Source organism: Rhizobium halophilum (assembly GCF_021648825.1).
GTDB classification, from domain to species: domain Bacteria; phylum Pseudomonadota; class Alphaproteobacteria; order Rhizobiales; family Rhizobiaceae; genus Neorhizobium; species Neorhizobium halophilum.
In genome coordinates, this window is sequence record NZ_JAKJHS010000010.1 from 67,529 (window position 1) to 93,327 (window position 25,799).

Annotated in this window: 24 protein-coding genes; 15 read left to right on the plus strand and 9 right to left on the minus strand. The window is 60.8% G+C overall.

Annotated features, from left to right (window positions below):
* Window positions 1–18 precede the first annotated feature (18 nt).
* The 5 genes from mltG to fabD form a co-directional block, all read right to left on the minus strand.
* The gene (gene mltG, locus LXM96_RS17295) at window positions 19–1,200 is read right to left on the minus strand and encodes an endolytic transglycosylase MltG (RefSeq protein ID WP_239999897.1); all 1,182 of its coding nucleotides are present in this window, start codon (window positions 1,198–1,200) and stop codon (window positions 19–21) included.
* Between the two features lie 132 nt (window positions 1,201–1,332).
* A complete protein-coding gene (gene fabF, locus LXM96_RS17300; RefSeq protein WP_239999813.1) occupies window positions 1,333–2,595 on the minus strand; it encodes a beta-ketoacyl-ACP synthase II in 1,263 nt (420 codons plus the stop codon).
* Window positions 2,596–2,699: 104 nt separating this feature from the next.
* Window positions 2,700–2,936 carry an acyl carrier protein gene (locus LXM96_RS17305; RefSeq protein WP_029618457.1) on the minus strand — a complete coding sequence of 79 codons (237 nt, stop codon included), beginning with the start codon at window positions 2,934–2,936 and terminating at the stop codon, window positions 2,700–2,702.
* Window positions 2,937–3,208: 272 nt separating this feature from the next.
* The gene (fabG, locus tag LXM96_RS17310; protein WP_239999814.1) at window positions 3,209–3,946 is read right to left on the minus strand and encodes a 3-oxoacyl-[acyl-carrier-protein] reductase; all 738 of its coding nucleotides are present in this window, start codon (window positions 3,944–3,946) and stop codon (window positions 3,209–3,211) included.
* A gap of 22 nt (window positions 3,947–3,968) precedes the next feature.
* On the minus strand, window positions 3,969–4,913 hold the full coding sequence (gene fabD, locus LXM96_RS17315) for an ACP S-malonyltransferase (protein ID WP_239999815.1): 945 nt from the start codon (window positions 4,911–4,913) through the stop codon (window positions 3,969–3,971).
* Window positions 4,914–5,146: 233 nt separating this feature from the next.
* Here fabD and LXM96_RS17320 point away from each other — a divergent pair, with 233 nt between their 5' ends.
* From LXM96_RS17320 to rplI, 6 genes are all read left to right on the plus strand, one after another.
* Complete coding sequence (locus LXM96_RS17320; RefSeq protein WP_239999816.1) at window positions 5,147–6,190, plus strand: aldo/keto reductase; 1,044 nt, start codon at window positions 5,147–5,149, stop codon at window positions 6,188–6,190.
* A gap of 165 nt (window positions 6,191–6,355) precedes the next feature.
* Window positions 6,356–7,291, plus strand: a complete 936-nt coding sequence (locus LXM96_RS17325) for a calcium/sodium antiporter (RefSeq protein WP_239999817.1) — start codon at window positions 6,356–6,358, stop codon at window positions 7,289–7,291.
* Between the two features lie 298 nt (window positions 7,292–7,589).
* Complete coding sequence (gene rpsF, locus LXM96_RS17330) at window positions 7,590–8,039, plus strand: 30S ribosomal protein S6 (RefSeq protein ID WP_239999818.1); 450 nt, start codon at window positions 7,590–7,592, stop codon at window positions 8,037–8,039.
* A 22-nt stretch (window positions 8,040–8,061) separates the two neighbouring features.
* Window positions 8,062–8,310, plus strand: a complete 249-nt coding sequence (gene rpsR, locus LXM96_RS17335; RefSeq protein ID WP_239999819.1) for a 30S ribosomal protein S18 — start codon at window positions 8,062–8,064, stop codon at window positions 8,308–8,310.
* 130 nt (window positions 8,311–8,440) lie between these two features.
* Complete coding sequence (locus tag LXM96_RS17340; RefSeq protein WP_239999820.1) at window positions 8,441–9,430, plus strand: DUF2232 domain-containing protein; 990 nt, start codon at window positions 8,441–8,443, stop codon at window positions 9,428–9,430.
* 24 nt (window positions 9,431–9,454) lie between these two features.
* Window positions 9,455–10,030 (plus strand): 50S ribosomal protein L9, encoded by a 576-nt coding sequence (rplI, locus tag LXM96_RS17345; protein ID WP_239999821.1) that lies wholly within the window; start codon window positions 9,455–9,457, stop codon window positions 10,028–10,030.
* 90 nt (window positions 10,031–10,120) lie between these two features.
* Here the strand turns inward: rplI and LXM96_RS17350 are convergent, their stop codons facing one another.
* The 4 genes from LXM96_RS17350 to ugpB form a co-directional block, all read right to left on the minus strand.
* Entirely contained in the window at window positions 10,121–11,173 is a 1,053-nt protein-coding gene (locus LXM96_RS17350; RefSeq protein ID WP_239999822.1) for a sn-glycerol-3-phosphate import ATP-binding protein UgpC, read from the minus strand.
* Window positions 11,173–12,021 carry a sn-glycerol-3-phosphate ABC transporter permease UgpE gene (gene ugpE, locus LXM96_RS17355; protein WP_239999823.1) on the minus strand — a complete coding sequence of 283 codons (849 nt, stop codon included), beginning with the start codon at window positions 12,019–12,021 and terminating at the stop codon, window positions 11,173–11,175. Before ugpE ends, LXM96_RS17350 begins: the two co-directional genes overlap by 1 nt.
* 9 nt (window positions 12,022–12,030) lie before the next feature.
* Window positions 12,031–12,912 carry a sn-glycerol-3-phosphate ABC transporter permease UgpA gene (ugpA, locus tag LXM96_RS17360; RefSeq protein WP_239999824.1) on the minus strand — a complete coding sequence of 294 codons (882 nt, stop codon included), beginning with the start codon at window positions 12,910–12,912 and terminating at the stop codon, window positions 12,031–12,033.
* Between the two features lie 66 nt (window positions 12,913–12,978).
* Complete coding sequence (gene ugpB, locus LXM96_RS17365) at window positions 12,979–14,289, minus strand: sn-glycerol-3-phosphate ABC transporter substrate-binding protein UgpB (RefSeq protein WP_239999825.1); 1,311 nt, start codon at window positions 14,287–14,289, stop codon at window positions 12,979–12,981.
* 307 nt (window positions 14,290–14,596) lie between these two features.
* Between ugpB and LXM96_RS17370 the strand changes: the two genes are divergently transcribed.
* From LXM96_RS17370 to LXM96_RS17410, 9 genes are all read left to right on the plus strand, one after another.
* Window positions 14,597–15,571, plus strand: coding sequence for a TAXI family TRAP transporter solute-binding subunit (locus LXM96_RS17370; protein WP_239999826.1), 975 nt, complete (start codon window positions 14,597–14,599; stop codon window positions 15,569–15,571).
* Between the two features lie 85 nt (window positions 15,572–15,656).
* The gene (locus LXM96_RS17375) at window positions 15,657–17,708 is read left to right on the plus strand and encodes a TRAP transporter permease (protein ID WP_239999827.1); all 2,052 of its coding nucleotides are present in this window, start codon (window positions 15,657–15,659) and stop codon (window positions 17,706–17,708) included.
* A gap of 218 nt (window positions 17,709–17,926) precedes the next feature.
* A complete protein-coding gene (locus LXM96_RS17380) occupies window positions 17,927–19,429 on the plus strand; it encodes a replicative DNA helicase (RefSeq protein WP_239999828.1) in 1,503 nt (500 codons plus the stop codon).
* Window positions 19,430–19,531: 102 nt separating this feature from the next.
* On the plus strand, window positions 19,532–20,692 hold the full coding sequence (alr, locus tag LXM96_RS17385) for an alanine racemase (protein ID WP_239999829.1): 1,161 nt from the start codon (window positions 19,532–19,534) through the stop codon (window positions 20,690–20,692).
* A gap of 95 nt (window positions 20,693–20,787) precedes the next feature.
* Complete coding sequence (gene radA / locus LXM96_RS17390) at window positions 20,788–22,191, plus strand: DNA repair protein RadA (RefSeq protein WP_239999830.1); 1,404 nt, start codon at window positions 20,788–20,790, stop codon at window positions 22,189–22,191.
* Between the two features lie 84 nt (window positions 22,192–22,275).
* Window positions 22,276–22,878 carry a CvpA family protein gene (locus LXM96_RS17395; RefSeq protein WP_239999831.1) on the plus strand — a complete coding sequence of 201 codons (603 nt, stop codon included), beginning with the start codon at window positions 22,276–22,278 and terminating at the stop codon, window positions 22,876–22,878.
* Window positions 22,879–23,010: 132 nt separating this feature from the next.
* Entirely contained in the window at window positions 23,011–24,501 is a 1,491-nt protein-coding gene (gene purF / locus LXM96_RS17400; protein ID WP_239999832.1) for an amidophosphoribosyltransferase, read from the plus strand.
* A 25-nt stretch (window positions 24,502–24,526) separates the two neighbouring features.
* Entirely contained in the window at window positions 24,527–24,856 is a 330-nt protein-coding gene (locus LXM96_RS17405) for an HNH endonuclease (protein ID WP_239999833.1), read from the plus strand.
* Window positions 24,857–24,995: 139 nt separating this feature from the next.
* Entirely contained in the window at window positions 24,996–25,736 is a 741-nt protein-coding gene (locus tag LXM96_RS17410) for an SDR family NAD(P)-dependent oxidoreductase (protein ID WP_239999834.1), read from the plus strand.
* The last annotated feature ends 63 nt before the right edge of the window (window positions 25,737–25,799 follow it).

Sequence of the window (25,799 nt, forward strand, 5' to 3'; positions counted from 1 at the left end):
CCGCTTCGCCCCAATGCCTCAGTTCACCGGCTTCTCGGCCTCGGCACCACCCGGCTGACCGTCGCTCAATTCGGCGTCGGCCGTATCAGCGCGTTCAGCTTCCAGCTTGCGCCAGCGGCGGACGTTCGCATTGTGCTCTTCAAGGGTGGAGGCGAAGGCGTGGCCGCCGGTGCCGTCAGCAACGAAATAGAGATCGTCCGTACGCCAGGGATTGGCCACCGCTTCCAGCGCCGCGCGGCCGGGGTTGGCGATGGGTGTCGGCGGCAGGCCCTTGATGACATAGGTGTTGTAGGGCGTTTCCTTCTCCAGATCCGACTTATAGATCGGCCGATCGGACGGCTTGCCGTCACCGCCGAAGAGACCGTAGATGATCGTCGGATCGGACTGCAGGCGCATGCCTTTCTCGAGGCGGTTGAGGAAAACGGAAGCGACATGAGCGCGTTCATCGTCCACCCCGGTTTCCTTCTCTACGATGGAGGCAAGGGTGACGAATTCTTCCTTGGTCTCGATCGGCAGGTCCGGATCTCGCTTTTCCCAGATCTGATCGATCAGCCGCTGCTGCGCCGTGCGCATCTGTTCGATGATCTCGCCACGCATCGTGCCGCGGGAGAACTTGTAGGTATCTGGACGCAGGCTGCCTTCGGGCGGCAGTTCCGCCGGTAGATCGCCTTCGAGAACGGGATCCTCTGCCAGCCGGAGCATCATCTGGCGGACGGTCAGACCTTCGGGAAAGACGACCGAGTAGAGGATCGACTTGCCCGATTCGAGGAGGTCCATCACCTCCTTCATGGAAGCGCCGGCCTTCACTTCATATTCGCCGGCCTTCAAGGTCCGGCCGTCGCGCAGATAGGTGGCGCTGACATAGCGGAACACACGAGCGTCCGAAATGATGCCGTTGCGCTCGAGGTTGTTGGCGATTTCCGCCAAGCCGTTGCCGGGACGGACCATGAAGTGGGCATTTGCCTCCAGCGGTCCCTCTGCCTGAAATGTCGAGATCATGTAGTAGAAGCCTGCAACCCCCACGACGCAGACAATGACGACCATCGTCATGACGAAGTTCAGGAAGATCACGAGCTGGCTACGGGCGTTGCGCGACCGGCGCGGAGGCTCTGGAACCCGCTCTGGTTTCAGGGCCTCGTTCGGAGATTTCGGGATGATCGGTCCGTGGCCACTTCCGCCGGCCGGCGCCGTTTCACCCATGTGGTTGTTGTTGTTCACTGCGCCCCCCTGAAAAGCACGGTTGTCTGTCCGCTACTTGGCCAAGCAATACGGCAAAAACAGGTTCGGAAGATAGAGCCCTGCAATCGGGCGGCTCCATCAGGCCCGCAATGGTCAAGCGTCGTAGCGGCGCAGGACCAAGGAGGCGTTGGTACCACCAAAGCCGAAGGAGTTCGACAGCGCCACGTTGATCTCACGCGACCGCGCCTTGTGCGGCACGAGATCGATCGCCGTCTCCACGTCCGGATTGTCGAGGTTCAGTGTCGGGGGCGCGACATTGTCGCGGATTGCCAAAGCCGAGAATATTGCCTCAACGGCGCCGGCCGCGCCCAGAAGATGACCGATCGCAGATTTGGTGGAAGACATGGAGATCTTCGATGCGGAGTTTCCGACGAGGCGCTCCACCGCACCGAGTTCGATCGTGTCGGCCATCGTCGAGGTTCCGTGGGAGTTGATGTAATCCACATCGGCCGCAGACAGACCAGCTCGCTTCAACGCCATTGTCATGCAGCGGAATGCACCATCGCCATCTTCCGACGGAGCGGTGATGTGGAAGGCATCGCCGGAAAGGCCATAGCCGACGACTTCGGCGTAAATCTTGGCACCGCGGGCCTTCGCATGCTCCAACTCTTCGAGAACGACAATGCCGGCGCCTTCGCCCATCACGAAGCCATCACGGTCGCGGTCATAGGGACGGGAAGCCTTTTGTGGCTCCTCGTTGTGCTGCGTCGACAGCGCCTTGCAGGCGGCGAAGCCGGCAAGTGCGATCCGGGATATCGGCGATTCGGCCCCACCTGCCACCATGACGTCCGCGTCGCCCAGTGCAATCAGGCGAGCGGCATCGCCAATTGCATGGGCACCGGTGGAGCAGGCCGTGACGACCGAGTGATTAGGTCCGCGCAGCTTGTGGCGAATGGAGACCTGGCCGGAGACGAGATTGATAAGGCGACCGGGGATGAAGAAGGGAGAGATCCGTCGCGGCCCCTTTTCCTTCAAGGTATAGCCCGCCTCGACGATGCCCTCCAGACCGCCGATGCCCGACCCGATCAAGACGCCAGTTGCGATCTGATCTTCATCGGTCTGCGGATGCCAGTCAGCATCGTTAAGCGCCATGTCCGCGGCAGCCATGCCGTATACGATGAAGGGATCGACCTTCCGCTGCTCCTTCGGCTCCATCCAGTCGTCAGCGTTGAACGTGCCGTTGGAGCCATCGCCAACCGGGATACGGCATGCGATCTTGGCAGGAAGATCCTCAACCTCAAACTCGGTGACTTTGCGAGCGCCATTCTGCCCCGCCAGGAGCCGCTCCCATGTCACTTCCGTACCGCATCCGAGAGGAGATACCATGCCGGTACCCGTGATAACGACACGTCTCATCGCCAGCGTCCCACCCTGTATGTCGTGCTTTAGTTGCTAAAACGGCCCGGACGAGCGGGCCGCTACAAGAACTACCGAGATCGGCATTCCTTGACTGAGATCAATCAGGCCTGAGCCTTTTCGATGAACTTGATGGCGTCGCCAACAGTGAGGATAGAGTCGGCAGCGTCGTCCGGAATCTCCACTCCAAACTCTTCTTCGAAGGCCATGACCAGTTCGACCGTGTCGAGCGAGTCCGCACCGAGATCGTCGATGAAGCTTGCGCCTTCGACAACCTTGTCGGCGTCTACGCCGAGGTGATCAATAACAATTTTCTTAACGCGTTCTGCGATATCGCTCATGTCGGTTTCCTCGACCTTTATCTTTCGGATGCCGCGATGGCATCCGCACCCTGTTGAAAACCAGCGCTGGCCTAAACCTTTGGCTACGCGGGCAAACCCGTTCCACCCTCCGCAGGTTCCGATCATGGCCGCAAAAGCGCAATGATCCCTGCATTTCGGGGCGACTGTCACAGTCAAGGCCCGCTTAACATGCTTTCCATGTTCCGCAAAGCCAGAATTTGTTCCCGCTTCCGGCACCCACAGAGGAGTGCATCCAGGGGGAACAGTGCTGGTCAGATCATCGCCATGCCGCCGTTGACGTGCAGCGTTTGCCCCGTGACGTATCCCGCCTCGTTGGAAGCAAGATAAAGGGCGGCAGCAGCAATGTCGGCACCGGCTCCCATCCGCTTCATCGGGATGGCACCGAGGATCGCTTCCTTCTGCTTTTCGTTGAGCTTGCCCGTCATTGCACTTTCGATGAAACCGGGCGCGATGCAGTTTACGGTGACGTTGCGGGTCGCGATCTCCTGCGCCAATGATTTGGAAAAGCCGATCATGCCGGCCTTGGAGGCACAATAGTTCGCCTGGCCAGGATTGCCGGTGACAGCAACGACCGACGTGATGTTGATGATGCGGCCGAAGCGGCGGCGCATCATCGGATGCGTGAGTTCGCGCGTCAGGCGGAACATGGATGTCAGGTTAACTTCCAGGACATTGTCCCAGTCCTCGTCACTCATCCGGACGAACAAGCCATCTTTTGTGATGCCGGCATTGTTCACGAGGATGTCGACGCCTCCCAGATCGGCCTCAGCCTTCTCACCGAGTGCCTTGACGTCTGCGCGGTCGGAAAGATTGGCGGGGAAGATCGTAGCGCGATCACCAAGTTCAGAAGCAAGCGCCTCCAGTTTCTCGACTCGCGTGCCGTGCAGGCCGACCGTCGCGCCCTGCTTGTGGAGAAGGCGGGCGATCTCTTCGCCGAGCCCGCCAGTTGCGCCCGTCACCAAGGCCTTGCGGCCGGTCAGATCAAACATGGTCATATCCCTTCGGAGTTGGTCAGCCGAGAATCGCAGTGAGTGCTGTTTCAATGTCGGTCGGCGTATTGATCGCCGTACCGGATATCGACTTGTCGATGCGGCGCGCAAGACCGGTCAGCACCTTGCCAGCGCCGACTTCGTAGAGATCCCTGACGCCGTTCGCCCCTAGCCATTCCACCGTCTCGCGCCAACGGACCTGGCCAGTCACCTGGCTCACCAGCAGGTCCACAATCTCGCCAGCGTCGGCAACGGGAGCCGCGCGAACGTTGGCAACAACCGGAACCACCGGATTGTCTTTTTCGACTTGCGCAAGAGCGTGTCGCATTGCGTCGGCGGCCGGGGCCATCAGGGCGCTGTGGAAAGGTGCGGAAACAGGCAGCATGATGGCGCGCTTGGCGCCCTTTTCGGTAGCAAGCGTCGCGGCTTTCTCCACGGCCTCCTTGGAACCGGAGATCACCAACTGGCCGCCGCCGTTGTCGTTGGCAATCTGACAAACGCCTGCGCTGGTTGCCTCTTCACAGATTGCGGTGACGTCGCCGTGCTCGAGCCCAATAATAGCGGCCATGGCGCCCTCCCCGACCGGCACCGCCGACTGCATGGCGTCCCCGCGGATGCGCAGGAGACGGGCCGTATCGGCGAGCGAAAACGTACCGGCTGCACAAAGAGCAGAATATTCTCCCAGGGAATGGCCGGCGACATAGGACACCTTGTCGGCGAGCTTTAGGCCGCGGGCCTCCATAACGCGCAACGCTGCCATGGAAACTGCCATGAGTGCCGGCTGCGCATTGGCCGTCAGCGTCAGAGTCTCCTCCGGGCCGTTCCACATGATGTCGGACAGCTTTTGCCCGAGCGCCTCGTCGACCTCCTCAAAGACTGCGCGGGCCTCGGGAAACGCATCCGCAAATTCCTTGCCCATGCCGACGGCCTGGCTACCTTGCCCCGGAAAAGTGAATGCAATGCTCATGGGATGAGATCCTTCCCTATGTTTTTTGCCTTCCAATTCACGTTCCCGGCGCGGGTGTCAAGGCAGAGGGTCGCCTCACCTCCGGTGCCACCACTAAGCGAGCCGATGATTTCGCTGATCGACGCACGATGAAACAGAAGGGCTGCAAAGTCCGGCAGCAATCCGGCTGCTAACAGTTGCGCCTCCCAAAATCCTGCCTAAACTCCCCCACCTCCCAAAACAGGACTGACTTCATGAAATTCAAGACACTAGGCCGCACAGACATCTCCGTGTCGGAAATCTGCCTCGGCACCATGACATGGGGCTCGCAGAACACCGAAGCCGAAGCGCACGAGCAGATGGACCATGCCGTTGACGCGGGCATAAACTTCTTCGACACCGCGGAGCTTTACCCCACTACCCCCGTCAGCGCCGAGACCTACGGACGCACGGAGGAGTTCATCGGCGCATGGATGAAGAAGAGCGGCATGCGAGACCGGATCGTGCTGGCAACAAAGGTCGCAGGGAGCGGCCGTCCTCACATCCGCGGTGGTCGTGATCTCGATGCCACCAGTGTCCGAGCAGCCCTGGAAGCAAGCCTCAGCCGACTGCAGACGGATTATGTCGATCTTTACCAGATCCACTGGCCCAACCGCGGCAGCTACCACTTCCGCCAATGCTGGACGTTCGATGCATCGCAGCAGGATCGTGCCAAGGCAGTACAGGAGATCGAGGACATCCTCTCTACCCTCGGCGACCTCGTGAAGGAAGGCAAGGTACGCGCGGTGGGGCTGTCCAACGACAGTGCCTGGGGTACACTGAGGTACCTTCGCCTCGCGGAGGAGAAAGGTCTGCCGCGGGTCGCCTCGATCCAGAATGAATACAACCTGCTTTACCGACAGTTCGACCTCGATCTTGCAGAGGTTTCCCATCATGAGGACATCGGCCTGCTTGCCTATTCCCCGCTTGCAGCCGGCATACTTACCGGCAAGTATCTCGATGGTGCTCGACCGCAGGGATCACGCGCGACCATCAACACCGACCTCGGAGGTCGCCTGCAGCCGCTGCAGGAACCGGCAGTCAAGGCTTACAAAGAAGTCGCGGCACGCCACGGACTGGATCTTGCCCAAATGGCAATTGCCTTCTGCCTCACCCGACCCTTCATGGCTTCAGTGATCATCGGGGCGACCAGCATTGAGCAGTTAAAGACGGCGATCGACGCCAAAGATCTCACGCTGGACGACCCGATCCTGCAAGACATCGCCCAGGTACATCGACGCTATCCCATGCCGATGTGACTTCGGGGGCTCGTATCTCCGCGCAGCTTCATGCGCGGAGGTACGAGAATGTACTCGAGGACCTGCACCCCACAGAAATGTGATGCCTTGGAGGGTACCAATCCGCGGCTCCGCTCCCACCTGCGAAACGGCGATTTGGAACAAAGACAACGACAGGAGACTCGTGTGCTGGATGCAATGTTCGTCGCAGGCGGACTGGTCGGACTTTATTTCGGCGCGGAGTGGCTCCTGCGGGGAGCGGTTGCCCTGTCGATGCGGCTCGCCATTCCGACGTTGATCGTTTCGCTGGTCATCGTCGGCTTCGGCACATCCATGCCTGAGCTCCTGGTCTCCATACGCGCGGCCCTTGCCGGCTCCCCAGACATTGCGCTTGGCAACGTCATTGGCTCCAACACGGCCAACATTCTCCTGATCATCGGCGTTTGCGCGTTGATCTTTCCGATCACGCACTGGGACAGCAATGTCCGGCACGACGCACTCGTGATGGTAGGTGCTTCCGTCCTGCTTCTGGCACTCGTCCAGTTCGAAGCAATCGGCCGTCTAGCCGGTCTGCTGATGGTCGTACTTCTGATCACCTACCTCCTCTACACCTACAGGATGAGCAAGACACGGGCAGAAGCGCTGAGCCAGGACATCGTCCAGCAAAAGAAACTGAAGCCAGCCATGATAGCGCTGCTCATCCTTGGCGGTCTCGCGACCCTCTTCGTCGGCGCAGAACTGCTTATTCGCGGCGCAACGAACCTGGCCCGCTATTTCGGGATATCCGAGGCAGTGATCGGACTTACCGTGGTTGCGGTTGGCACATCCCTTCCCGAGCTTGCAACGGGCATCATGTCTGCGATGAAGCGGCACTCCGACATCATGATCGGCAATGTCGTCGGGTCGAATATCTTCAACATCCTGTTCATCCTCGGTGTGACGTCTCTGCTTCATCCCATCGGGGTCGACCAGCGCTTTGGCTGGTTCGACGTGCCGATCATGCTCCTGGTGACCTTGGGGTTGGCTGGTTTTCTGTTCAGCAAAATGGGCATCACCCGGATTGCGGCCGGTGCGATGCTGGCGGGATATGCCGGGTACACGGTTCTTCTTGTACAGGTGTGAGGCAGACGCTCTGCCTCTACCCGTTAGATAGCGATCCGCACGAGCCTTGCTTTTATCGAAAATGGGCGTATAAGCCCGCCTGTTCGAACACCCGGTCTTCTGGCTGGTGGCTGAACGGAGGGCAGGCTTGGGCAACCGAGCTGCATGGACCACAAGGTCCAGGCCTCCCGTGTCTCCGCTCTCGACCGTCTCGATCAAACAACTTTTCTTGCTTGGCTTCTCGCCTATCAGGAGCAGTCGTTGAGGCTTAGCCGCCGAAACCGGGTGAACACAACCGCAAGAAAAAGGCAAAGCTTACATGGCTCTTTACGAACACGTATTCCTTGCCCGGCAGGATGTTTCCGCTCAGCAGGTTGATGCCCTCGTCGAACAGTACAAGGGCGTCATCGAAGCGAACGGCGGCAAAGTCGGGCGCGTAGAAAACTGGGGCCTCAAGTCCCTGACCTACCGCATCAACAAGAACCGCAAGGCTCACTACGCCCTGATGGACATCGACGCGCCGGCTGCTGCCGTGCACGAGATGGAACGCCAGATGCGCATCAACGAAGACATCCTTCGCTACATGACGGTTTCCGTCGAGAAGCACGAAGAAGGCCCTTCCGCGATGATGCAGAAGCGCGACCGTGACGACCGTCCGCGTCGCGATGGCGACCGTCCGAGCTTCGGCGATCGCGATCGTGGTCCTCGTCCCGACCGTGGCCCGCGTGAGGGTGGCTTCGAGCGCCGTCCGCGCGAAGACCGCGCGTAATCGAGCTTAAGGAGAAAACACAATGGCTGAAGCATCCTCTGCTCCCGCACGCCGCCCGTTCCACCGCCGTCGCAAGACCTGCCCCTTCTCGGGCGCGAACGCACCGCGGATCGACTACAAGGACGTCCGTCTCCTGCAGCGCTACATTTCCGAGCGCGGCAAGATCGTTCCGTCCCGCATCACGGCCGTCTCCCAGAAGAAGCAGCGCGAACTGGCCAAGGCCATCAAGCGCGCCCGTTTCCTCGGCCTGCTGCCCTACGTCGTATCGTAAGTCACAAATAGGACCCGCCGAACCGTCGGCGGGTCGTCCCTTCCGCGATGGGCGCGGATCGGAACCAGAAAATCCCATGTTGGGGACAAGCGCCTGACGCATCGGTCGGCCAGCCTCCCCTAACTGCTCCATGCAGGACAGCGAGATCGTGAAGACACCGAAACAGACAGTGCTGCCGATCGGCATCCTTGCCGGCGTTGTTGCCACCCTGCTCGCGCTGGGTGCGATGTCGCAGCCGTCTTTCGCGTCGGTGCTTTACGCGGCTTCAGCCTTGCCAATCCTGATCGCCGGCCTTGGCTGGGGCAACGTTGCGGCTGCAACTGCCATCGTCGCGGCCGCGACGCTCGGGGCCGCCCTCCTGTCGCTCCCCTTCGCGCTGACGATGCTTGCCTTTACCCTCTTCCCCGCAGGATGGCTGTCGCATCTTGCCAATCTGGCTCGCCCCGCCTCCGAACTCGGTGGGCCGGACGATCTTCTGGCCTGGTATCCCCTTTCGGATATCCTGCTGCATCTTTGCGGCCTGGTGACGCTCGCCGTCATCGCACTCGGCGTTGTCATCGGCTACGGCCCGGAACTGACCAACCAGATGGTCGACATGATGACGGAAGCCCTTCAGGGGCAAGATCCCACGCTGACGCCCGATCCCGCGGCGCTTGCACAGACGAAGTCCATGTTCGTGCTGATGCTGCCGATGATCCAGGGGGGACTTTGGGTCCTGCTGCTGTTTGCAGCCTACTACATCGCCTCTCGCGTGGTATCGCGTTCCGCCCGCGCGCTGCGCCCCCGGGAAGATATGCCTTCCGCGCTCAGGATGAGCCGCAACGCGATCTTCATCTTCCTGGCAGGCATTATCCTCACGTTCTTCCATGGCGTTCCAGCGATGATTGGCGCGACCATCTGCGGCACCTTCGGCGCCGGTTTCCTCATGGCAGGCTTTGCCGGCCTGCACTTCCGCAGCAAGGGAAAGGACTGGCGCCTGCCGGTCCTGGTTCTTGCCTATCTTTCCTCGCTCATGCTTCTGCCGGCGTTCTTCATCCTTGTGCTCGGTCTTGCCGACACCAGGCGGACGATCGCGCTGACGCCGGCGAAGAAATCAGATCAAACCGATACCGACATCTAAACACCAACCCGAAAGGACAAATTCATGGACGTTATTCTCCTCGAGCGTATCGCTCGGCTCGGCCAGATGGGCGAAACCGTCAAGGTTCGCGACGGCTACGCCCGCAACTTCCTCCTGCCGCAGGGCAAAGCGCTACGCGCCAATGAAGCCAACAAGAAGCGGTTCGAAGCCGAGCGTTCGACACTTGAAGCCCGTAATCTCGAGCGCAAGTCGGAAGCCCAGAAGGTCGCCGACGTGCTTGAGGGCAAGACCTTCATCATGGTTCGTTCGGCCGGCGAAACCGGCCAGCTCTACGGTTCTGTCGCCGCTCGCGACATCATCGAAGCGCTCGCTGCCGAAGGCTTCAACATCGGCCGCAACCAGGTGGATCTCAGCCTGCCGATCAAGGCCATCGGCCTCCATAAGGTAACCCTGCTGCTGCACGCGGAAGTCGAGATCGAGATCGAGATCAACGTTGCCCGTACGGTTGAAGAAGCCGAGCGTCAGGCGAAGGGCGAGACCCTTACCTCCGCTGATGCCATCTACGGCGTCGACGAAGATGCCCTTCGTCCGGAAGACTTCTTCGATCCGGAAGCCGACCGCGACGGCGACGAAGAATAAGACTTCGCCCATATCCGTCGAAATGAAGAAGCCCCCGACGAACACCGTCGGGGGCTTCCTGCGTTCCAGCGTTTGGAGGCTGCACCTCTGTTAGTCGAGCCGCTTGCCTGTCACATCAAACATGTGGATGTTGGGCTGCGCGGCGGCGATACGGATCGTCTCGCCGAAACCGATCTGCGAGCGGCCGGGAACGCGGAACACGATCGGACTGCCATCGGCGAGCGACGCGTGGACGTAGCTTTCGGCACCCACCAGTTCCACCGCATCGACCTTGACCTCGCCTGTGAAATCCGCCGGGGCGTTTTCATTGGCTATGACGATGTCTTCCGGACGTATGCCAACCGTATCAACACTTGCTGCAATCCCGGAGCTAGTGGCAAGCGCCCAGCCGCTCCCCTCGACAGCCTTGCGCTTCAGCAGGTTCATTGACGGTGAGCCGATGAAGGTCGCAACGAAGGTGGAGGCCGGTCGCTCGTAGAGCTCGATCGGGGTTCCGACCTGCTCGATCTTCCCCCCGTTAAGAACCACCAGCCGATCCGCCAGCGTCATCGCCTCCATCTGGTCGTGGGTGACGTAAACGCTCGTGGTGGCAAGCGACCGCTGCAGGCGACGGATCTCAACCCGCATCTGGACACGCAGCTTGGCATCGAGGTTTGACAGCGGCTCGTCAAAAAGGAAAGCGGCGGGCTTGCGGACAATCGCGCGGCCCATGGCGACACGCTGACGCTGACCGCCGGACAGCTGCCGAGGCTTGCGCTCGAGGTACTGCTCTATTTCCAGCGCCTTGGCCGCTTCGGTAATTCGGCGATCGATCTCGTCCTTCGGCGTGTTGCGGTTCTTCAAGCCGTAGGCGAGGTTCTGCCGCACCGTCATGTGCGGATAAAGCGCGTAGTTCTGAAACACCATCGCGATGTCGCGCTGCGATGGTTCGAGCTGATTGACCACCCGCCCGCCGATGGAGATCTCGCCAGAAGAGATGCTTTCCAGCCCTGCGATCATCCTCAAGAGGGTGGATTTGCCGCAGCCCGATGGGCCGACGAGGACGATCATTTCGCCATCGGCGATATGGAGCGACACCCCTTTGATCGCCTCGATATTGCCGGCATAGACCTTGCGGACGTCGTTGAGTTCAATTTCGGCCATTACTTTTCAGTCTCCACAAGACCTTTGACGAACCAACGCTGCATCAGCACCACCACCAGAACAGGCGGGATGATGGCGAGCACCGCGGTTACCATGACGTAGTTCCACGGGGTGGACGCGTCGGTGAAATCGACAAGACGCCGCAGGCCGATGATGATCGTGTTCATCTTCGCATCGTTGGTCACGAGCAGCGGCCACAGATACTGCGTCCAGCCGTAAATGAAGAGGATCACGAAGAGGGCTGCGATATTCGTCTTCGAGAGCGGAAGGAGAATATCCCTCATGAAGCGGAAGGGCCCGGCATTATCGATGCGGGCAGCTTCCACCATCTCGCCCGGGATCGTCAGGAAGAACTGCCTGAACAGGAAGGTCGCTGTCGCAGACGCCATCAGGGGCAGGGTCAAACCGGCATAGGTGTCCAGCAGGCCGAGATCGACGATCACCTTATAGGTCGGCAGGATGCGGACCTCCACGGGCAACATCAAGGTGATGAAGATCATCCAGAAGAAACCCATCCGGAACGGAAAGCGGAAGAAAACAATCGCGAAGGCGGACAGGAAGGAGATGATGATCTTACCGACCGCGATCGCCATAGCCACCACGAAGGTGTTGAACAGGAGCCTCTCGAGGCTCACGCCGACGACCCGCTCGAGACCGCCGGACATGGCTCCCGAGTAATTCTCGACGAAATGATCCCCCGGCAGCAGCGACATCGGTGCTCGGATGATCTCTACCGAGGTCATGGTCGAGGCGACAAAGGTGTAATAAATCGGGAAGGCGACGATGATGATGCCGATGATCAGCATCAGATGGGCCATCAGCCTCGCGACGGGACGGTTCTCGATCATGCGCGAGCCTCAACCATAATGCACTTTCTTTTCGACGAAGCGGAACTGGAAGGCGGTCAAGCCGATCACGATCACCATCAGCACGACAGATTGTGCCGCGGATGAGCCGAGGTTCAGGTTCACGAACCCGTCGTTGTAAACCTTGTAGACCAGCGTCTCGGTTGCTTTTGCCGGGCCGCCACCGGTGACGGCATGGATGATGCCGAAGGTATCGAAGAATGCATAGACCGTGTTGACGACCAGGAGAAAGAAGGTGGTCGGCGCCAGAAGTGGAAAGATGATCGTCCAGAACCGCCGACTGCCGCGCGCGCCATCGATGGAGGCGGCTTCCAGCAGCGACTTGGGAATGGCCTGGAGGCCGGCGACAAAGAAGAGGAAGTTATAGCTGATCTGCTTCCAGGCGGCCGCAACGACGACCAGCAGCATGGCCTGGTTGCCGTCAAGCAACGGATCCCACATCACCCCATTGCGGCGCAGGAGATAGGCGAAGGTGCCCATGGCCGGATTGAACATGAAGAGCCAGAGCATACCGGCGACGGCCGGTGCAACCGCATAAGGAATGATCATGAAGGTGCGGTAGAATCCGCGTCCACGCACCACAAGATCGGCAGCGGTCGCCAAGAGTAGCGCCGTGCCCATGGCGAGCACCGCCGTGGCCACGCTGAAGACCACCGTGACCTGCAGCGAGTGCAGGTAGTTCGGGTCGTTGAAGATGGCCGTGAAGTTCGCGAAACCAACAAAGGTGCTTCTGAGGCCGAAAGGGTCTTCCCGCATGGCCGACTGATAGAGCGCCTGGCTGGCGGGCCAGAAAAAGAAGATCACCGTCAGGATGATCTGCGGGGCAACCAGTAGATACGGGAGTATCTTGTTGGGGAAGACCACGTTCTGCAAAGCGGGAACCCTTCAGAGAATGAAAAGCCGCCCGGACGGAATGTCCGGGCGGCTGAAACGGCCGTTTTAGTTGCCGAGCGCCTGCTGAATGGCAGCGTTCCCACGCTCGACGGCCTTGTCGAGGGCAGCCTGTGCATCCTGCTCGCCTGCAAGCATAGCTTCAAACTCCTCGTTCATGATGTCGCGAACCTGCGGCAGGTTCACGAGACGCACGCCCTTGGAGTTTTCAGTCGGTTCTTTGCCCATCATCTGCTGGATCGGCGTCTCGCGGCCCGGATTCTCTTCGTAGAAGCCGGACTCCTTGGTCGTGTTGTAGGCCTCCATCGTCACCGGCAGATAGCCCGAAACCTGGTGCAGGCGCGCCTGAATTTCCGGCTGGGACAGGAAGTTGAAGAACTCCGCGATCCCCTTGTATTCCTCGTCCGACTTGCCGCCGAAGACCCACAAGCTTGCACCGCCGGGGATGGTGTTTTGCGGACGGCCTTCGCCTTCATAGTAAGGCAGCTGACCAATACCGTAGTTCATGCCGCTCTTGACGATATCGCCGAGGCCGCCGGAGGATTCTGTGAGGATCCCGCATTCGCCCGAAAGGAAGAGCTGCTTGGCTTCCGACGTACGCCCGCCATAGCGGAACACGCCTTCCTTGGCGAGATCAGCGATCGACTGGAAATGCTCCACGAACAGCGGCTCGTTGAACTTCAGCTCGACATTCGTGTCGGCAAGACCGTTCTCGTTGGTCGCGTAGGACACGTTGTTCCAGGCAGCGAAGTTCTCGGTCTGAATCCAGGTCAGCCAGGTTGACGTGTAGCCGCATTCGGCAGCACCACTAGTCTTGATCTTGCGTGCGGCTTCCCAGACTTCCGGCCAGGTCTTGGGCGGATTGTCGACGTCGAGGCCTGCCTTCTCGAAGATGTCCTTGTTGTAATAGAGGATCGGCGAAGAGGAGTTGTAGGGGAAGGACAGCATGGTGCCATCCGGCTTCGAGTAATAGGCCGTGATGCCCGACAGGTACTTCGACTTGTCGAACTCATATCCGCCCTTCTCCAGGACTTCTGCAACCGGCATGACAGCGCCCTCGGCAGCCATCATGACGCCCGTACCAACATCGAAGACTTGGATGATGGCCGGCGTCTGCTTGGCGCGGAACGCAGCGATGCCAGCATTCAGCGTTTCGGGATAGGTACCTTTGAAGACCGGGACGATCTTGTAGTCGCCCTGCTTCTCGTTGAATTCCTTTGCGAGCGTATCAACAACTTCGTTGTTTGCGCCCGTCATGGCGTGCCACCACTGAAGCTCAGTGACGGCCAGGGCGCTGGAGGCCCAGAAAAGCGACAGGCTAGCAGCTGCTGCGGAAGCAGCAATCATCTTCGTGGACATGTATTCCTCCCTGTACCACTGACGCGGCTTGCTCCGCGCCTCAGGCTCGTTCGCTACCCACAGGAATGGGTGCGCTTGATCTTCCAAGCCTCAATTAGCTAACTCAGAACTCCGCTGCTTGACAATGGACTTTCTGACGATCGCTTTCGAATCCCTTTCGTTTTGTTTCGAAAATGCCTTCACGCTTCCGGTCTTTACCATACCAGCTGGTATGCCCCCGGGAGCGCAGACTGTCCAAAACCGAAAGGTTGACAGCATAAGGGCGCCTCTCCATGCTGGGAAAAACAGGAGAAAGGGAGACCCCGAAATGAAGATCAAGAAGAGCTTTGTGGCCCTGGTGGGCGTGTTGGCCGTGGGGGCCAGCGTCGCCTTTGCGCAGTCCCCGTCCTTCTTCCGCATCGGCACAGGCGGAACCGCGGGCACTTACTATCCGATCGGAGGCCTTATCGCCAACGCCATCTCCGGCGCCGAAGGCCAAGGCGTCGAAGGTCTGGTTGCCACCGCCGTCTCCTCGAACGGCTCGGTCGCCAACATCAACGCCATTCAGGGCGGCTCGATGGAGTCGGGCTTCACGCAGTCGGACGTTGCCTATTGGGCGCATACCGGCACTGGCCTCTACGAAGGAAAGGGCAAGGTCGAGGACCTGCGCCTGATCGCGACGCTTTATCCGGAAACGATCCACGTCGTTGCACGCAAGGATGCCGGCATCAACTCGATCGCCGACCTGAAGGGCAAGCGCGTGTCGATCGACGAACCCGGCTCCGGCACGATCGTCGACGCCCGCATCGTTCTCGGCGCCTACGGTCTCACCGAAGACGACATCCAGGCCGAGCACCTCAAGCCAGGCCCCGCTGGCGACCTGCTGCGCGACGGCGGCCTCGACGCCTACTTCTTCGTTGGCGGATATCCGACAGGTGCGGTATCCGAGCTGGCGACATCCGCTGGCATCTCGCTGGTACCGATCAGCGGTCCTGAGGTGGACAAGTTGCTGGAGGAATACAGCTTCTTCTCCAAGGACACCGTTCCTGCCGACACCTACGCCGGCGTCGGCGAAACCGAGACGATCTCGGTTGCCGCCCAGTGGGTGACGAGCGCCAAGCAGCCCGACGACCTCGTCTACAACATCACCAAGGTAATGTGGAACGACGCCAGCCGGAAAGCTCTCGACGCGGGCCATGCTAAAGGTAAGATGATCACGCTTGAAAACGCGACGACGAGCCTTGGCATTCCGTTGCATCCCGGCGCAGAACGCTTCTACAAGGAAGCAGGCGTTCTGAAGTAACAGAGCCGCACGACTGGCCTAACAGCGGCGGTCCGCCATGAGCAGGCCGCCGCTTTCCGTATAAACAGCACCCAAGAGGACGAACATGGCCGAGAGCGAGCAGAAGCCGGCGCGCATGGAACTGGACGAGGCGAAAGCGAGAGAACTGGAAGAACAGTTCGATTCCGAAATTCGTTTCCGCCCGCTGGCGCCGCTTGCCGCCCGCCTTGTCGGTGGCGCGCTGATCGCGCTGTCGATCTTCCACTATTACACCGCCGGTTTCGGGTTGTTTTCCGAGGTCTTCCATCGGGGCATTCACCTGTCTTTCGTGCTTGGCCTGATCTTTCTCGTGTTTCCCTTCTCCAAGCGGGGCTATGACGAGCCGGCACGCTCAAGCGTCGTTCGGCCACTCGGCATTTCGTTGTTCGACTGGGCGCTTGCCATTGGTGCCGTGATCGCCGTCCTGCATGTACCCTTCATCCCCCTCGACGACCTCGCCTTCCGGGTCGGCAATCCGACCACGACTGACGTGGTGCTTGGGGGAATCCTGATCGTGGTGCTGCTGGAGGCGACGCGACGCTCCGTCGGCTGGCCGCTGCCGATTATCGCCCTGCTGTTCATGGCCTATTCCCTCTACGGACCGGCCATGCCGGGCATTCTGGTTCATCCGGGAGCCACCTTCTCGCAGCTTGTGAACCACCTCTACCTGACATCCCAAGGCATCTACGGCATCGCACTCGGCGTGGTTGCGACCTATGTCTTCCATTTCGTGCTGTTTGGCGTTTTCGCCACCCGCATCGGTCTGGGGCAACTCTTTCTCGACTGCGCAGCGTGGGTTGCAGGCCGCTTCGCCGGGGGACCGGCAAAGGTTTCCATCTTCGGCTCTGCGCTCTTTGGCATGATCTCGGGTTCGTCCGTGGCCAATACGGTGACTGTCGGTTCTCTCACCATCCCTGCGATGATCCGCATGGGCTACAAGCGCCAGTTCGCCGCAGCTGTCGAGGCTTCCTCCTCAACCGGCGGCCAGATCACGCCGCCGATCATGGGCGCTGCCGCGTTCCTGATGATCGAGTTTCTCAACCTGCCCTACACCACGATCATCCTGGCCGCCATCGTGCCGGCCTTCATGCATTTCTTCGGCGTGCTTATCCAAGTTCATTTCGAGGCAAAAAGAACGGGCCTGCGCGGCATGACGCGGGAAGAGATGCCGGATCTCGGTGAGGCCTTCAAGCGCGACTGGCCCACGGTGATCCCGCTCGTCGTGCTCGTGGGCATCCTGCTCTCAGGCTATACGCCCTATCTCGCTGCCTTCTGGGGGATCACGCTCTGCGTGCTTGTCGGCCTCCTGAACCCCCGCCGCCGGATGTCGTTTACGGAGCTCTTTGAGAGCCTTCGCGACGGCGCCAAATATGCGCTCGCGGTCGGCGCGGCGGCTGCTACGGTCGGCATCATCGTCGGCGTCGTGACGCTTACAGGAGTCGGCTTCAAGATCTCCTACATCGTCACATCGACGGCCGCGGACATGGCCGCCTTCATCGGCACGATCGTGCCGGCCGCCTGGTTCGGGCCGACGACGCTGACGTTGCTCTTTACCCTGATTATGACCGGTATCGTGTGCATCCTGATGGGCTGTGGCATTCCGACCACGGCGAACTACATCATCATGGCGACAATTGCGGCGCCGACGCTAGGGATGCTCGGCGTTGAGCCTATCGTCGCGCACTTCTTCGTGTTCTACTACGGAGTGCTTGCCGACATCACGCCGCCAGTGGCGCTTGCCGCCTATGCGGCAGCAGGCATGGCGGGGGCCGATCCGTTCAAGACGGGCAACACCGCGTTCCGGCTTGGTCTCGGCAAGGTGCTGGTGCCCTTCGTCTTTGTCTTCTCGCCGTCGCTATTGCTGGTGACGTCCAACTTCACCTGGACCAATTTCGCGATCGCTTTCGTCGGCTGTACGCTCGGCATCACGTTTCTGGGGGCGGCACTTTCGGGTTTCATGCTGGTGCGGACAAAGGCTTGGGAGAATGTCCTGCTGATCGTGGCGGCAATTCTTCTGGTGGTTCCGGAGTCAACGTCCTCGCTCATCGGACTTGCGCTGGCTGCACCGGTTCTCCTGCGGCAGTTCTCTGGCTATCGCAGCGGCGCAGTCGCCTTGTAGCGAATCAGACGGCGGCGTAATGTCGTCTCCTTCCGTGGCGGTCGGAACCAATCTGCCACGGTCAATTCATCTTGTTCGGTTTGGCGCATTATTTATCCACAGGGCGGTTGCGGCTGTGGAGATCGGCTATTGCGGGGCTCCTCCCCCATGTTCGCCACTTTCTCCGCCGCAATCTTGGTTAAGATCGCGCCGAACCCCAAAGACATCGACTGGACGACATGCAGGACGTAGCACGCAAGCTGACGGCGCTCAGCAATAAGGACGCCGAGCCTCATTACCGTGAGGCTCCCAACAATATCGAGGCGGAGCAGGCGCTGCTTGGCGCCATCCTCGTCAACAATGACGCCTATTACCGGGTTTCGGACTTCCTGAAGCCGCCGCACCTTTTTGAACCGCTGCACCGCAGGATCTTCGAGGTTGCTGGCGACATCATCCGCATGGGCAAGACGGCAAACCCTGTCACCATGAAGACCTTCCTGCCGGCGGACGAAAAGGTGGGCGACCTGACGGTAGCGCAGTATCTGGCCCGCCTTGCCGCGGAAGCCGTCTCCATCATCAACGCGGAGGACTATGGCCGCGCAATCTATGATCTCGCACTGCGTCGCGCGCTGATCACCATCGGCGAGGACATGGTCAACATTGCCTATGATGCGCCGCTCGACATGCCGCCGCAGACGCAGATCGAGGACACGGAACGCCGTCTCTTCGAGCTCGCCGAAACCGGCCGCTACGACGGCGGCTTCCAGTCGTTCAATGACGCCGTGGCGCTGGCAATCGACATGGCGGGCGCTGCCTTCGAGCGCGACGGCCAGCTTTCGGGCATCTCGACGGGCATCATGTCGCTCGATTCCAAGATGGGTGGCCTGCAGCGCTCCGACTTGATCGTCCTGGCGGGACGTCCGGGCATGGGTAAGACCTCGCTTGCCACCAACATCGCCTATAATATTGCTGCAGCCTACGAGCCCGAGGTACAGTCCGACGGATCGTTCAAGGCCAGGAACGGCGGCGTCGTCGGCTTCTATTCGCTCGAAATGTCGTCCGAACAGCTCGCCACCCGTATCATCTCTGAGCAGACGGAAGTGTCCTCCTCGAAAATCCGCCGCGGCGACATCACTGAAGCGGATTTCGAAAAGCTGGTCGCCTGCAGCCAGATGATGCAGAAGGTGCCGCTCTTCATCGACCAGACAGGTGGTATCTCGATCGCCCAGCTTTCCGCCCGCGCCCGCCGCCTAAAGCGCCAGCGCGGCCTCGACTGCCTGGTGGTCGACTATATTCAGCTGATGACAGGCTCCGGAAAGTCCGGCGAGAACCGCGTGCAGGAAATCACCCAGATCACGACGGGCCTTAAGGCGCTCGGCAAGGAACTCAACGTACCGATCATTGCGCTGTCGCAGCTCTCCCGTCAGGTGGAAAGCCGCGAAGACAAGCGCCCGCAGCTTTCCGACCTTCGCGAATCCGGTTCGATCGAGCAGGATGCCGACGTCGTGCTCTTCGTGTTCCGTGAGGAATACTACGTGAAGAACATGGAGCCGCGCGACATTTCCGATCCGAAGTATCCGGAATGGGAACAGCACTTCGAGAAGGTCAAGGGTACGGCTGACGTCATCATCGCCAAGCAGCGTCACGGACCGACCGGCACCGTCAAGCTCGCCTTCCAGTCAGAGTTCACCCGCTTCGCCGACCTAGCGGACCCGAGCTTCACGCAGTACGAAGAGCACTGAGGCAGGATTGATGGAGCTTATGTCGTAGACAATGCGGGCTGTAGCCGTTAGCGCTCCCGCCACGGCCACGAGAAGCTCCCTCGCCTCCAGATTTGTGAATTCATGATCGATCCAGAAAATATGCGTGAACTTCCCGATGATTTCGACATCGCGCCTGTGCGGCTGACGATCGACCTGCAGGCGCTTGCCGACAACTGGCGAGATATGGCGCAGCGATCGGGCCAGGCGCGCACGGCGGCGGTGGTCAAGGCGGATGCCTACGGCCTCGGCATCGAGGACTGCGGGACGGCTCTCTACGAAGCCGGGGCGCGGGACTTCTTTGTGGCGGTCGCGCAGGAAGGTGTGACGCTGCGCGCCTATGCGCCGTCAGCACGCATCTTCGTGCTCTCGGGAATATGGCCCGGCCAGGAGCGGCTGTTCTTCGAGAACGACCTGGTTCCAGTGCTCGCATCAGAAGAGCAACTCGCCTTCTGGATGAGCGTCGTTGCCGAGTACGGCGACTATCCTTGCGCCTTGCAAGTGGACACGGGCTTCAACCGGCTCGGGCTGCGGCTTGAGGACGCGCTGGCCCTTGCGGGGGATGTTTCTCGACCCGCGAGCTTTTCGCCAGTGCTCGTGCTTTCGCACCTTCACAGTGGCGACAGCCCTGAGGCTGCCAGCAACAGGACACAACTGGAAGCATTTCGACAGGTTAGTGCCGCCTTCGAAGGCATCGATGCCAGCCTGTCGGCGTCTGCCGGGATTTTCCTGGGGGACGACTACCACTTCGATCTGACCCGGCCTGGCATTGCTCTCTATGGAGGCGAAGCCGTCGACGGCTCCAAGCCGCTGCGGCCCGTGGCGACGGCGGAAGCGCGCATCCTGCAGATCCGAGAGGGTCGTGAGGGCGAAACCGTAAGTTATGGTGGCACCCACCGGCTCTTGCGGCCGAGCCGGCTGGCCGTGGCATCTGTAGGGTACGCAGACGGGTATTTGCGCTCGCTTTCCGGCTCAGGGATACCACTCCGTCAACAGATTGCGTCCGGCGCCCACGGCTTCGTTGCCGGGAATCGGGTACCGGTGGTGGGACGCGTCACCATGGATCTCACCATCTTCGACGTGACCGATCTTCCCGAAGGCGCGGTGCGCGTGGGTGACTATGTGGAGCTCTTCGGCAGTAATGTCGCGCTGGACGAGATTGCTCGCGCGGCCGGCACGATCGGCTACGAAATGCTGACCAGCCTGGGACTTCGCTACGAGCGGCGCTACCTCTACGCCGATTAGCAGGCTCCTGCCCTTGCCATGCGTTGTTGTGGCCGCTAATCAGGAGAACGTTCCGCTTTCGTTCCTGTGCGGACGGTAGAAGGCGGCACCCATCCATGGCAAAACCCAAGACCCAATTCATCTGCCAGAACTGCGGCACCGTTCATTCCCGCTGGGCCGGGAAATGCGACGGTTGCGGCGAGTGGAACACGATCGTCGAAGAAGATCCGATGGGTGGCATTGGCGGTGGTCCCGGAAAGGTGCCGAAGAAGGGACGGGCAGTGGCACTCACTACGCTGTCGGGCGAAACGGAAGAGGCGCCACGGGTTCATACCGGTATCTCCGAGCTTGATCGCGCCACGGGCGGCGGCTTTGTGCGCGGCTCTGCCGTCCTCATTGGCGGGGATCCCGGCATCGGGAAATCAACGCTTTTGATGCAGGCGGCAGCAGCACTGTCGCGCCGCGGCCACCGCATCATCTATGTGTCGGGGGAAGAAGCGGTGGCGCAGGTTCGCCTGCGCGCGCAACGGCTTGGTGCTGCAGACTCCGACGTGCTGCTCGCAGCCGAGACGAACGTGGAAGACATTTTGGCAACGCTTGCCGAGGGCAAGCGACCAGATCTCGTCATCATCGACTCCATCCAGACGCTGTGGAGCGACACGGCCGATTCGGCGCCGGGTACCGTCACGCAGGTGAGGACTGGCGTGCAGGCGATGATCCGATTTGCCAAGCAGACGGGCGCAGCCATGGTGCTTGTCGGCCATGTCACCAAGGAAGGGCAGATTGCCGGCCCCCGCGTTGTCGAGCACATGGTTGATGCGGTGCTTTATTTTGAAGGGGATCGCGGGCACCACTACCGCATCCTTCGGACAGTGAAGAATCGCTTTGGCCCCACGGACGAAATCGGCGTGTTCGAGATGTCCGACATCGGGCTTCGCGAAGTCACCAATCCTTCCGAGCTTTTTCTCGGAGAGCGAAATGCCAAGTCCCCCGGTGCCGCCGTTTTCGCCGGGATGGAGGGAACGCGACCGGTTCTTGTCGAAGTCCAAGCCCTTGTGGCACCGACCTCGCTCGGAACGCCTCGGCGCGCCGTGGTTGGATGGGATTCGTCGCGCCTCGCGATGATTCTCGCCGTCCTGGAGGCCCATTGTGGCGTACGGCTTGGCCAGCATGACGTCTATCTCAACATCGCAGGCGGCTACCGGATCACGGAGCCGGCAGCCGATATCGCCATTGCATCGGCGCTGGTTTCATCGCTTGCGGGAACGGCGCTGCCGTCCGACTGCGTCTATTTCGGAGAGATCAGCCTGTCCGGCGCGGTGCGTCCCGTATCGCAGACCGCGCAACGCCTGAAGGAAGCGGAGAAACTGGGCTTCGCGGGTGCCGTTCTCCCGGCCAGTTCGTCGGAACTTCCGAAGTCATCCACGAGCCGCTGGACGGAGATCGAGGACCTGCCCGACCTTGTCAGCCGGATCGCCCGATCGGCGTCGCGGCTTACAAATCCACAAGAAGATGATTGATCTTCCGTTACCCGCAGCGCTGTTGTAAGAGACAGCCGGAACGCGGGGGTCGTCGCTACGGCCGAGTCTTGGAGTAGATCATACATGCCCATCACGATCTTTGACGGCATCGTCATCGGCGTCACGCTGTTTTCCGCCGTGCTTGCCATGGTTCGTGGATTTTCGCGGGAGGTGCTGTCGATTGCAAGCTGGATCGGTTCGATCGCTGCCGCCTACTACCTCTATCCCCTGCTGGTTCCCTACGCGCAGAACTACACCACCGACGACCGGATCGCGATTGCCGCCTCGGCCGGCATCATCTTCATTATTGCGCTGATTGTGATTTCCTTCATCACCTCGCGGATCGCCGACTTCATCATCGACAGCCGCATCGGCGCTTTGGACCGGACGCTTGGCTTCCTCTTTGGCGCAGCGCGCGGCATCCTGCTTCTGGTCGTCGCTGTGGCCTTCTGGAACTGGCTGGTCGACGTTCGCTCGCAACCGGAATGGGTCAGCCAGTCGAAGTCGAAGCCCTTCCTTGACACGCTGGTCGGACGCCTCGAAGCCGTGCTTCCGGAAGACATCGAGCCGCAGATCCGTGCACGTATCACCGGCCAGGAAGAGCCGACCACCAATGGTGCGCCCGCACAGAGCCAGCCACCGGCAGAGACGCCTCCGGCGGAAGATGCACCCGCGACAAATAATTGACGTTTTGTTGCGGTTGATGCGCGGCCAGACATCACCATTTGTGCTATCATTCGAGAATTCACGGGAACGGGCTGGCCGTGGGATCTTTTGTTCCCGCCGGCTCGTCCCTTTTCCGAAAGCAAGGGCCAGTAGATGAACCAGCCGGTTTCCCAGACGATTGCGGACGAACTCGATGGTGACACGCTTCACGAGGAATGCGGCGTCTTCGGCATTCTAGGCCATCCTGACGCCGCAGCGCTGACGGCACTTGGTCTACACGCTCTCCAGCATCGCGGACAGGAAGCAGCCGGCATCGTCTCCTTCGACGGCACCCGGTTTCATTCCGAACGGCGGATGGGCCTCGTCGGCGACCACTACACAGATCCGGCAACGCTTGCGAAACTGCCGGGAACGATTTCCATCGGCCACGTGCGCTACTCTACGACGGGCGAAGTGGCGCTTCGCAACGTCCAGCCCTTGTTTGCGGAGCTTGAAGTAGGCGGCATTGCCGTTGCCCATAACGGCAACTTCACCAATGGCCTGACGCTGCGCCGACAGTTGATCGCAGGGGGAGCGATCTGCCAGTCCACGTCAGACACGGAAGTCGTCCTGCACCTCATTGCCCGCTCACGCTACACGTCGACGGCTGACCGTTTCATCGATGCCGTCCGGCAGATGGAAGGCGGATACTCAATGCTGGCGATGACGCGTACCAAGCTGATTGCGGCCCGCGATCCTACCGGCATCCGGCCGCTCGTCATGGGCGAGCTCGACGGCAAGCCGATTTTCTGTTCGGAGACCTGCGCGCTTGAGATCATCGGCGCGAAATACATTCGCGACGTGGAGAACGGCGAGGTCATCATCTGCGAGATCCAGCCCGACGGCTCGGTCCAGATCGATGCCCGCAAGGCTGGCAACCAGCAGCCGGAGCGGCTGTGCCTGTTCGAGTATGTCTACTTTGCGCGTCCCGATTCGGTGGTCGGTGGGCGTAGCGTCTATGTGGCGCGCAAGAACATGGGGATGAACCTCGCCAAAGAAGCACCGGTGGAGGCCGATGTCGTCGTGCCGGTTCCAGACGGCGGGACGCCGGCAGCCCTGGGGTTTGCCCAGGAGAGTGGCATTCCGTTTGAATACGGCATTATCCGCAACCACTATGTTGGACGCACGTTCATCGAGCCGACGCAGCAGATCCGTGCTTTCGGTGTGAAGCTGAAACACTCTGCCAACCGGGCAATGATCGAGGGCAAGCGCGTGGTGCTGGTCGACGACTCCATCGTCCGCGGCACGACGTCGCTGAAGATCGTTCAGATGATCCGTGATGCGGGCGCGAAGGAAGTGCACATCCGCGTCGCCAGCCCGATGATCTACTATCCCGACTTCTACGGCATCGATACGCCAGACGCCGACAAGCTACTCGCTAACCAGTATGACAGCCTGCAGGCGATGTGCGACTACATCGGTGCCGACTCGCTGCAGTTCCTGTCGATCGACGGCCTTTATCGCGCTGTCGGCGGCGAAGCGAGGAACGCTGCGCGGCCGCAGTTCACGGACCATTACTTCACAGGCGATTACCCGACGCGGCTCCTGGACAAGAGCGGCGAATCCATGGGCAACAAGATCTCGGTGCTGGCCAGCAACGGCTGAGCGGGCACCGCGCCGAGCAGCGCGCATGGCACGGAAGCGTCGGGAAGAAATCACCTCCTGGTATCAGAAGCCGGAGCCCGAAATCTGCCCGCTGTGCGGGCGGATCATTCCCGAAGACCAGCGGGACGAGCACCATCTCGTGCCGAAAAGCCGTGGCGGCCGGGAGACGCAGGCACTACATCGGATCTGCCACAGACAGATCCATGCGCTGTTCAGCGAGGCGGAGCTGGAGAAATCCTACGCCACAGTCGATGCACTTCTTGAGCACGAAGAGATGCGCAAGTTTGTGACCTGGGTTTCGAAAAAGCCGCCAGGCTTCTATGACGGAACCAAGCGCAGCAACCGCCGTCGTTAATGGCGGGAGCAGCGACCATCCCACGGCTTGCGACTGCTGCGTCCATGCGCCACTTGCGCCCCTTCCCTGCCTGTGACAATCCTCCGCACAACAGGAGCAGGGTGGCCCGCCGCACTGGCGGGCGCAACGGAAAGAGACAATGACGATCGACTTGAAGGACAGGATTGCGCTGGTGACCGGTGCTTCGCGCGGCATCGGCTACTTCACGGCACTCGAGCTTGCCAAGGCGGGCGCACATGTGATCGCCTGCGCCCGCACGGTGGGAGGGCTTGAGGATCTCGACGACGCGATAAAAGCCACAGGTGGGTCGGCGACACTAGTACCCTTTGACCTGACAGATATGGCCGCGATCGACCGCCTCGGCGCCTCCATCTTCGAGCGCTGGGGAAAGCTCGACATCCTCGTTGCCAATGCCGGTATCCTCGGCGTCATCTCGCCGATCGGACATATCGAGGCGAAGGTTTTCGAGAAGGTTATGCTAACCAATGTCACCGCGACTTGGCGGCTGATCCGTTCGGTGGAGCCGCTGCTCCTCAAATCGGACGCGGGCCGGGCCCTGATCCTTTCTTCCGGTGCCGCACACAAGTGCCGTCCGTTCTGGAGCGCTTATTCCGCCTCCAAGGCTGCGGTCGAGGCATTGGCCCGCACCTGGGCGGCCGAACAACAGCGGACTGCCTTGCGCATCAACGCAATCGACCCTGGCGCGACCCGCACGGCAATGCGGGCCCAGGCGGTCCCCGGCGAGGATCCGCAGACGCTGCCGCACCCTGCCGAGGTCGCTGCCGCCATCCTTCCCCTCGCGTCACCAGGAATGACGGACACCGGGCGCCTCTTTGTCGTTCCCGACAACAAGTTCGTCGATTACCGCATGCCGGAATGAGAGGCTTGTAGCCGGCATCGACCGCTTCTGGCGGCCTTGACCGCGGCTGCTTCGCACGCCATA